Origin of the sequence: Robiginitalea sp. (assembly GCF_049588695.1) — a bacterium.
Classification (GTDB): Bacteria; Bacteroidota; Bacteroidia; order Flavobacteriales; family Flavobacteriaceae; genus Robiginitalea.
The window spans coordinates 1-1,877 of sequence record NZ_JBAVZJ010000259.1 but is presented as its reverse complement, the minus strand read 5'-3'; the positions used below and the strand labels follow the sequence as shown (position 1 = coordinate 1,877).

Below are 1,877 nucleotides of genomic sequence, written 5' to 3'. Positions count from 1 at the left end.
TAGGGAAAGTGCTCAAATAGTCGTTCAGGTAATCCAGGGGGGTGTTCTCCGCCTCAAGCAAATGCTCGGAGAGGTATTCACTTTCCTTCCGGACATCAAAAACCTTCATTTCCCCATCTTCGGCCATGAGTTCTTTCAGCTTCTCAGGAGCTACCGGGCTTACGGTATCGTATTCCTTTGAAGCGCTGCGCCAGGCGTCAAAACCTCCTTTGAGGTATCCCAGGGTATTGTCAAATCCTACCCGGGACAAACGGGTTACAGCCTCCTCTTCACGGCCTTCAGGCACAACGAGCAGGATCGGCTGGGCAGTATCCCCTACCAGGGCGCCCACCCAGGGGGCAAAACTACCGTCTAAACCAATAAATATGGAACGTGGAATATGCCCTTTTGCAAAGTCCTCTTCATTGCGCACATCCAGGACAACGGCTCCGGTCTCGTTCGCCGCTACTTCAAAAGCATCCGGCGAAAGGGCCTGTGTACCTCGTTTCAATACCAGGTCTATGTCTTCATACCCCTCCTTATTCATCTTCACATTCAAGGGGAAATATGTTGGGGGAGGCAACAGACCATCCGTTACTTCGGCCACAAACTCCTCCCGGGTCATGTCCGGGCGAAGGGCATAATTGGTCTTTTTCTGATTCCCCAGGGTATCAACTGTTTCCTTGGACATGTTCTTGCCACAGGCAGAACCTGCTCCGTGGGCCGGATACACAATGATGTCATCATTAAGAGGCATGATTTTTTCCCTCAGGCTGTCGTATAAGGTAGAAGCGAGCTGCTCTTGTGTCATATCTGCAGCCTTCTGGGCCAAATCAGGACGACCGACATCCCCCAGGAAAAGGGTGTCTCCGCTGAAAATAGCGTGGTCATTCCCCTTTTCATCCCGTAAGAGATAGGTGGTACTCTCCATGGTATGACCCGGTGTGTGCAGGGTCACGATGGTGACATCACCCACTTTGAACTCCTGTCCGTCTTTTGCGATAATGGCGTCAAAATTTGGGTTGGCCAAAGGACCAAACACAATAGGGGCACCGGTTTTCCGGGCCAGGGTGAGGTGACCGCTCACAAAATCTGCATGGAAATGGGTCTCGAAAATGTATTTTATTTCTGCCCTGTCCTGCCGGGCCCTTTTAATGTATGGGCCTACTTCCCGCAACGGGTCAATAATGGCGGCCTCGCCTTTACTCTCAATATAATATGCGCCCTGTGCCAGGCATCCTGTATAAATCTGTTCTATGGTCATGATGGTAAATTACTGTTTAATTACAATGCAAATTTAAGAAACTCAAGCCTGGGTTACGGTAACCGGAGTTACACAATAAAAAAGCCCGCCTTTTCCAGGGCGGGCTTTAAAATTAAACTCCATTTCGACTATAACAGCGTCGTAGGGCAGACGTATTCTGATTTGGGCAAAGCCGTCTCCTTGAGCTCGTCAAAGCCCCCGATAATATCTGCGAAATTATCCCACCCGCGTTGTTTCAGGATAGAAGACGCGATCATGCTGCGATATCCGCCGCCACAGTGCAACAGAAAGGGTTTGTCCTTTGGTATCTGTGCAAGGTGCTGGTTGATTTCATTGAGCGGTATATTCAGGGCATCTATAAGGTGTTCCGAATCGAATTCGCTTTTCTTCCGCACATCGATCACCAGGGGCAGGGTGCCGCTTTCGTATTGTGTAACGACTTCATCAACGGTAACGCGACCCGTGGTTTCATAAGCCTTGCCGGATTCCTTCCAGGATTCAAACCCACCGGCGAGAAAACCGATGGTATTGTCGTACCCCACTCGCGAGAGTCGGGTAACGGCCTCCTCCTCGACATCCGGATCGGTCACCAATAGGATGGCCTGTTTAACATCCGGGATCATCTCTCCCACCC

Annotated in this window: 2 protein-coding genes; both read right to left on the bottom strand. The window is 50.6% G+C overall.

The features are described 5' to 3' along the window. Window positions 1-1,243, bottom strand: a 1,243-nt coding sequence (locus tag WBV75_RS06245) for an MBL fold metallo-hydrolase (protein ID WP_424119780.1), incomplete at its 3' end; no start/stop codon positions are given. A gap of 128 nt (window positions 1,244-1,371) precedes the next feature. Further along, the coding region (locus WBV75_RS06240) for a rhodanese-like domain-containing protein (protein ID WP_424119779.1) at window positions 1,372-1,877 on the bottom strand (506 nt) is incomplete at its 5' end.